General features: G+C 72.1%; 5 protein-coding genes. 2 read left to right on the top strand and 3 right to left on the bottom strand.

Features of this window, described 5'->3' with window-relative positions; genetic code table 11:
- Positions 1 to 147 precede the first annotated feature (147 nt).
- Positions 148 to 1,359, top strand: a complete 1,212-nt coding sequence (locus E6J59_11395) for a CoA transferase (GenBank protein TMB19611.1) — start codon at positions 148 to 150, stop codon at positions 1,357 to 1,359.
- Between the two features lie 10 nt (positions 1,360 to 1,369).
- On the opposite strand, the gene E6J59_11390 is transcribed toward E6J59_11395, so the two are convergent.
- The gene (locus E6J59_11390) at positions 1,370 to 2,947 is read right to left on the bottom strand and encodes a hypothetical protein (protein TMB19610.1); all 1,578 of its coding nucleotides are present in this window, start codon (positions 2,945 to 2,947) and stop codon (positions 1,370 to 1,372) included.
- Between the two features lie 142 nt (positions 2,948 to 3,089).
- On the opposite strand from E6J59_11390, the gene E6J59_11385 reads away from it, so the two are divergent.
- Positions 3,090 to 3,425, top strand: coding sequence for a hypothetical protein (locus E6J59_11385; GenBank protein TMB19609.1), 336 nt, complete (start codon positions 3,090 to 3,092; stop codon positions 3,423 to 3,425).
- Here E6J59_11385 and E6J59_11380 read toward each other — a convergent pair whose 3' ends face one another.
- On the bottom strand, positions 3,426 to 5,435 hold the full coding sequence (locus E6J59_11380; protein ID TMB19608.1) for an ABC-F family ATP-binding cassette domain-containing protein: 2,010 nt from the start codon (positions 5,433 to 5,435) through the stop codon (positions 3,426 to 3,428). It abuts the gene before it with no gap.
- Positions 5,384 to 7,075, bottom strand: coding sequence for an amidohydrolase (locus tag E6J59_11375; protein TMB19607.1), 1,692 nt, complete (start codon positions 7,073 to 7,075; stop codon positions 5,384 to 5,386). Before E6J59_11375 ends, E6J59_11380 begins: the two co-directional genes overlap by 52 nt.
- Positions 7,076 to 7,107: the final 32 nt, after the last annotated feature.

Raw genomic sequence — 7,107 nt, 5'->3', positions numbered from 1 at the left:
CTACCCGGGCGCCTTCGCCAGGAGCAACGGGAGCGCGATCGCCATCCGCCGCCCGGCGCCGCGGCTCGGCGAGCACACGGCGGAGGTGCTGGGCGAGCTCGGCCTCGGCGCGGCCGAGCTGCAGCGCCTGCGCGCCGAGGGGATGGTGTGACGGACCTCTTCGCCGGCACGACCATCCTCGAGTTCGGCGGCGGCGCAGCCGGCCCGGTCGCGACCCGCTACTTCACCGAGCACGGTGCGACCGTGATCCGCGTCGAGTCGCGCCGGCGCCCGGATTTCCTGCGCACGCTCCGCCTCACGCCCGACTCGCCCGGCGGCCTCGATGGCGCGCACCACTTCGCGGTGCTGAACGCGAACAAGCTCTCCGTCGCGCTCGACCTCTCGCGCGCGGAGGGCGTGGCGGTCGCGCGCCGGCTCGCGCTCTGGGCCGACGCCGTGGCGGAGAACTTCGCGCCCGGCGCGATGGCGAAGTGGGGGCTCGACTACGCCGCGCTGGTGCGGGAGCGCCCCGACCTGGTGATGATCAGCACCTGCCTGAACGGCCAGACGGGCCCCGAGCGCCACTACCCGGGCTTCGGCGGGCAGGGCTCGGCGCTCGCCGGCTTCAACCACCTGACGGGCTGGCCCGACCGCGAGCCCGTCGGCCCCTTCGGCACCATCACCGACTCGCTCTCGCCGCGCTTCGCGGCGCTCCTGCTCGCCTCGGCCCTCCTCCACCGCCGCCGCACCGGCCAGGGCCAGCACATCGACCTGGCGCAGGTGGAGGGCGGGATCGTGTGCCTGACCGAGTCGATGATCACGTACTCTGGCAACGGCGAGATCCTGACCCGCATGGGGAACCGTTCACGCCACGAGGCGCCCCACGGCGTCTTCCCCTGCGCGGGGAAGGACCGCTGGGTCGCGATCGTCGTCCACGACGACGAGGACTGGCGGCGCCTCGTGCGCGCGCTGGGTGAGCCGGCGTGGGCGACGGACGCGGCACTGGCGACCACGGCGGGGCGGCTGGCCCGCGTCGACGAGGTGGAGCGGCGGCTCGCGGAGTGGACGACGGGGCAGGACGGCCTGGCGGTCGCGGACCGACTGCAAGCCGCCGGTGTCGAGGCGGGGCCGGTCGAGGACTTCGCCGACCTGCACGAGGACCCGCAGCTCGCGCACCGGCGGCACTTCCGCGACGTTGAGCACGCCGTGCTCGGGCGGCACCCGGTCGAGACGCACGCCATGCGCTTCTCGGCGATGGAGCCGCGGATTCACTCCCCCGCGCCGCGGCTCGGCGAGCACACCGAGCACGTGCTGCGGGAGCTCCTCGGGATGGAGGCCGGGGAGTTCGCGCGGCTCAGGGACGCGAGGGTGTTCGAGTAGCGACTCCGCGCTAACGCCCCGTCGTACTCGGCTTCGGTCGGCCTCTTATCCGATACTTCACTTTCGCGGTCGCGCTCACCTTCGGGATGAACACGTTGGCCGTCCACGTGTCCGTGATCTTGGCCGTGTCGGGCAGGTCATTCCCCAGCTTGACCGTCTCGTGCAGCAGATCGAACGATCTGCCAACCGGGATGCCGACCTCGAAGCCCTCGGGGATGTCGAGGACCCGGATGCACGTCTCACCGTCCTTGCAGTCGGGACAAGGCGGTGGGTTTCCGGTCTTCTCACAGTCCACATTGTTCTGGCAGAGCTTGCTGACAGTCTGCGAACAGTGAGACTGCGTGAGACAGACCTCCCCGGCCACGCAGGTGGGACAAAAGTTGGGGTCGCAGTCCGAGTCCCTCAGGCAACCCTGGTCGGACGCCGTGGAGCAGTGCTTGAAATCGAACTGCATGCTCTTGCTGTCCTTGACACCGCCCACCCTCAGGTCCTCCGCGCAGGTGAGGATGCCCGCCCCGCGCAGCAAGAAGTCACAGGGCGGTAGGCCACCCTCCGCATGGCTCTCGTTCTTGAGTCGCACGGTCAGGTCGACGGTGCTCTTCGCGGGATTGTCGGGGTCGTACGTTTCCCGCCTTGGCCTCGGAATGACCTCGAGCTTCGGGCTGGCGGCGCACGTGCCCGTGTGCGTTTCCATCTTGTCGCACAGAGCGCTTCCGTCGTTATAGAGCGCGGCGACACTAGGGAAGAACCGCCCAGCTGAGAACAGATCCTCTTCGACGCAGGCCTCGAAGCGGGTGAGCGGACAACCGATCGTCTCGACGGTGTTGAAACCTGTTCCATCGAACTTGAACTTCTGCACACCGCCGGACGGCTCCGGACTAGGGTGCGCGTTGACGATGGCCCCCAATATCGTGACCGCTGGCACGTTCACGCCGTTCGGCTTCCCGATTCCGTCATCGAACCTGCCCTGATTGTCCTCCGCGAAGACGACGACGGTCCCCTCGCGGCCCCAGCCGATAGTGATCGTCGCGCGGCCGACTCTCCTGCGACCTGCGGTCACGACCACCCGGATCTTGGTCGTGCCCCCACGAAAGGGCTTCTCGGTGTTGTTCGGTAAGATGTCGCAGGTCGGCGCGACGAAGAAGACCGTGGGCTCGTTGTAGAATTTGAGGCGGTCCTGCGTCAGGACGCACATGTTGCCGAACGCCGAGCACATGCCGATCACATCGGAGGTCACCGCCATCGGCCCAAGGTCCAGATCAGCCGCGAGGAGCCCGGCCGCCTTCTTGGCGACCGACCATCGGTAGCGGACGGGTAAGCCACTCGGGATGCCTTCCACGTGGAGGCGCGCGACGTAAAAGGGCAACTGGCCGTCATCGGTGATCTTGTGGAGCGCGGTGCAGTCAACGTCTGCGCTCTGCGCATAGAGTAACTGCGTACGGGAAGCGGGCAGACTCACCTGAGCGAGCGCCGGTGTCGCGAGGCCGAGCTGCTGCGCCAGAACAGCCACCAGGGCCAGACCTACCGTGCCGCTGGGATTGGACGTCATCAGGCTCGTCAAATGGTGGGAAATGCCTCGCTGGCCCATCCTCGTCCCTCCTCCGCCGGAGTGGGGGCGCAAGATGCCGTATTCGCCCCCCGAAGGCAAGGTTTTCGCGGCGGACCTTTCACACCGGGACGCGCCGAGTTGACAGCCCGCCACGGCTGCCCCTTAGCTGATCGCAAGACCCATGCCCGACGACCGGCAAGAGGTCCGGCGTATCCTCGCCGACGTGGCCCGGGCGGTCGACCGGCGCCTCGCGGTCGAGGTGCGCGAGTTGCCCGGCGGCACGCGGCTCCGGCTCGTCCTCACGCACGGGACCCATCAGACGCAGACCGAGGTGCCGGTGACGGCCGTCCTCGCCGCCGCCGAGAGCCCCATGGCGCGGAACGAGCTCCGCCTGCGGCTCAAGCGCGCCAGCGACACCATGCTCTTCAAGCCGATGCCGGATCACCGCCTGGCAGACGTGAAGCCCCTGCCGCCGCCGGGCGGGCAGAGCACCTTCCGCTCGCGCCGCGGGCGCTAGCTAGCGGCTCGCGCGCGCCGGGCCGGCCGCCCGGGCGCCCTGCGGCGCGCTCGCGGCGGCCACCGCGCTCGCCTTGGCGCGCAGGTAGTCCTCGTAGTTTCCGAGGTAGCGCACCGCCTTCCCGCCCCCGACCTCGATCACCTGCGTCGGCAGCCGGTCGAGGAGGTAGCGGTCGTGGGCGACCAGCACGAGCGTGCCGGTGTAGGCGAGGAGCGCCTCCATCAGCACCTCCTTGGCGGTCAAATCGAGGTGGTTGGTGGGCTCGTCGAGGAGGAGGCAGTTCGACGGCTCGACCAGGAGCTTGGCGAGCGCGAGCCGGCTCCGCTCGCCGCCCGAGAGCACCGCGGTCCGCTTCTCCACCGCGTCGCCCGAGAAGAGAAAAGCGCCGAGCAGCGAGCGCACGTGCGGCGCCGTCTCGATCGACGCCGCGGCCAGGACCTCCTCGAGCGCGGTGCGCTCGGGGTCGAGCATCTCGGCGTGATCCTGCGCAAAGTAGCCGAGTGCGACGTTCTGCCCGACCCGCCGCTCGCCGCCATCGAGCGCGAGCACGCCGGCCAGCATCTTGAGCAGCGTCGTCTTGCCGGCGCCGTTCGGCCCGACCAGCGCGACCCGCTGCCCGCGCTCGATGAGCACGTCGGCGCCGTCGTAGACGCGCACCGCGCCGAAGCGCTTGCGCGCGCCCTTGAGCTCGACGACCGCGCGCCCGCTGCGCGCCGCCTCGGGGAGGCGGATCTTGAGCGTGCGCTCGTGGCCGTCGGGCGGCGGCAGGCGGTCCATCTTCTCGAGCTGCTTCACGCGGCTCTGCACCAGCGCCGCCTTGGAAGCCTGGTAGCGGAAGCGGCGGATGAACGCCTCGACGCGCTCGATCTCGGCCTTCTGGTCCTCGTAGGCCTTGCGTGCCTGCTCGAGGCGCTCCTCACGCTCGGCCAGGTAGTGGCTGTAGTTCATCGGGTAGTCCGTGACGCGCCCGTGCAGCACCTCGGCGATGTGGTCGACGGTCACGTCCAGGAAGTAGCGGTCGTGCGCGACCATGATGAGCGTCCCCGGGTACGCGACCAGGAACTCCTCGAGCCACGTCCGGGCCTCGAGGTCGAGGTAGTTGGTGGGCTCGTCGAGGAGGAGGAAGTCGGGGCGCCGGAGGAGGAGCTGGGCGAGCGCGACGCGCATCTGCCACCCGCCGGAGAGCTCGCCGCAGTCGCGCTCCATGTCGGAGGGCCCGAACCCGAGCCCGGCGAGCACCGCCTCGGCCTCGGCCTCGGTGTCGTAGCGGCCGCGGTGGTCCCACTCCTCGCACACCGTCATGTACCGCTCCATGACCGCCGTGTACTCCTCGCTCTCGGGCGGGACCGTGGCGAGCGCGTGCTCGAGCGCCGCGCGCTGTGCCTCCAGCTCGTGCAGCTCGGCGAAGGCGGCGAGCGCGTGCCGGCGTACCGTGACGCCGCGCGTGCCGAGGATGTGCTGCGGGAGATAGCCGACGCGCGCACCGCGCGGCAGCGCGACCGTGCCCCGGTCCGGCTCCACCTCGCCCGCGATGATGCGCAGCAGGGTCGACTTCCCGGCGCCGTTCGGCCCGGTGAGCCCGACCCGAGCGCCGTCGGGCACGGCCCAGGTGACGTCGTCGAGGACGACCTGGCCTCCGTAGCGCTTGGCGATGCCGGCGACGTTGAGCACGAGCCGAGAGCATGCCGGGCGGTCCGGCGAGGGGCAAGCGCGGCTCAGCGCGCGGTGACGGCGAGCCCGGCGGCCCCCGCGGCGAGGGTGACGAGCGCCTCGGGCACCCAGGAGTCCGTCCGGGTAATCATGGCGAGCGAGGCGAACGAGCCGGGGAGCGAGCGCGGCAAGCGCAGTGACGACCGACGAGGCGTGCCTGAAGGCACGCCGCAGGAGGGAGGAGCGAGCACGCCGCTCGCAGCCCCCGGCTCGTTCGCCGGAGCCGCCATGATTACCCGGACGGCCTCCTAGCCACGGGCCGCCCCGTCGAGCACCACGCCCGGGTGCGCCCCGGTCCACTCGCCGTGGGCGAGGAACTCCTCGCCACGGATGAAGACGTGCTCGATGCCCTCGGCACGCGCGACGTAGCGCGCCGCGCCGCCCGGGAAGTCGTGCACCTTCTCCGGCGCGCGCGCCGCGACCCGCGTCGGATCGAGGCAGACGACGTCGGCCACCCGCCCGGGCGCCAGGAGCCCGCGCTCCGCGATGCCGTAGATCGCAGCCGGCATCGCGGTGAGCCGGCGCACCGCCTCCTCCCACCCGAAGAGACCGCGCCCGCGCACCCAGTGGCCGAGGAGGTGGGTCGCGTAGCCGGCGTCGCAGAGGACGGAGACGTGCGCGCCCGCGTCCGAGAGCGCGATCAGGCTCTCGGGCCGGCCGAGGAGGGCGCCCACGTGCTCGTCGTCGTAGTTCATGAGCAGCATGGAGAAGCGGGCGCTCAGGTTCTCGGCCGCGGACAGGTCGAGGAGCGCGTCGATCGTGTCGCCACCGCGGGCCGCGGCGATCTCGGCCAGCGTGCGGCCGACGAGCGTCTCGTGCTCGGCACGCGACGCCTCCTCGAGGACGACCTCGCCCCAGCGCCGGCCGGCCGGAGCGCCCGCCCGGCCGAGCGCCTCGGCCTTCACGGCGGCCCGGAACCCGGCGTCGGCGAGGAGTACCAGCCGCGCGGCGTCGGATGGCGCCGCGCGCCAGCGGCGCCAGCACGGCATCGCGTCGAGCGACGCGCAGCCCGTGGCGAGGTCGAAGTCGAAGCGCATCGGGCGGCACGACACCTGCGGGTAGACGGCGGCGCCGGCGGCGAGGCCCTCGCGGAGCCGCGCGTAGACGGGCTCCCACGCGTCGCGGCGGTCGGGGACGTCGAGGATCGCGCTGAAGCTGACGGGGCGCCCGGACGCCCGCGCGAGGTCCTGCAGCCAGGCGAGCTCGTCGGCCGACACGGGAAAGGTCTCGGACGTGATCTCGAGCACGCCCCGGCCCGACGCGGCCATCGCCGCGACGAGGGCGCCCAGCTCCTCGCGGCTCGCCTGCCGGCTGGGGACGGGCCGGCCGCCCTCGCCGACGTGCGCCGGCGAGCGCGAGGTCGCGAGCCCGACCGCGCCCGCGGCCATGCCCTCCCGCACCAGGGCGGCCATCGCCTCCACCTCGCCGGTCCGCGCCTGGCGCGCGTACGCGTCGTCGCCCATGACATAGGCGCGGAGCGCCGAGTGCCCGAGGAGCACGCCGACGTTCACGCCGAGCGGCCGGGCGCGCAGCGCCCGCACGTAGTCGGCGAACGACTCCCACTCCCACGCGACGCCGGCCCGCAGGCTCTCGAACGGCATGCCCTCGACGTGCTCGAGCATGCGCAGGAGGCGCTCACGCTCACCCGGCCGGCAGGGCGCGAGCGCGAAGCCGCAGTTCCCGATCACGACCGAGGTGACCCCGTGCCAGCACGACGGCGTGCACAGCCGGTCCCAGGTCACCTGCGCGTCGTAGTGCGTGTGCACGTCGACGAACCCCGGCGCGACGACGAGACCGCGCACGTCGAGCGTGCGCCGGGCGGCGCCGTCGACGCGGCCGATCGCCACGATCCGTCCCGCGTCGATCCCCACGTCCGCATCCCGCGCCGGGGCGGTGCTGCCGTCGCAGACCCGGCCGCCGCGCAGGACGAGGTCGAGCATGCGCCGCCCCGGTAGCAGAGGCGGGAAGGCGC

It is taken from the genome of Deltaproteobacteria bacterium (genome assembly GCA_005879795.1).
Lineage (GTDB): Bacteria > Desulfobacterota > Binatia > DP-6 > DP-6 > DP-6.
The sequence above is the reverse complement of the archived record's forward strand: the minus strand, read 5'-3'. Positions and strand labels throughout refer to the sequence as shown.

Coding starts and splice junctions, on each gene's coding strand:
- E6J59_11390 (TMB19610.1), bottom strand. CDS start 2,947: ATGGGCCAGCGAGGCATTTCCCACCATTTGACGAGCCTGATGACGTCC.
- E6J59_11385 (TMB19609.1), top strand. CDS start 3,090: ATGCCCGACGACCGGCAAGAGGTCCGGCGTATCCTCGCCGACGTGGCC.
- E6J59_11375 (TMB19607.1), bottom strand. CDS start 7,075: ATGCTCGACCTCGTCCTGCGCGGCGGCCGGGTCTGCGACGGCAGCACC.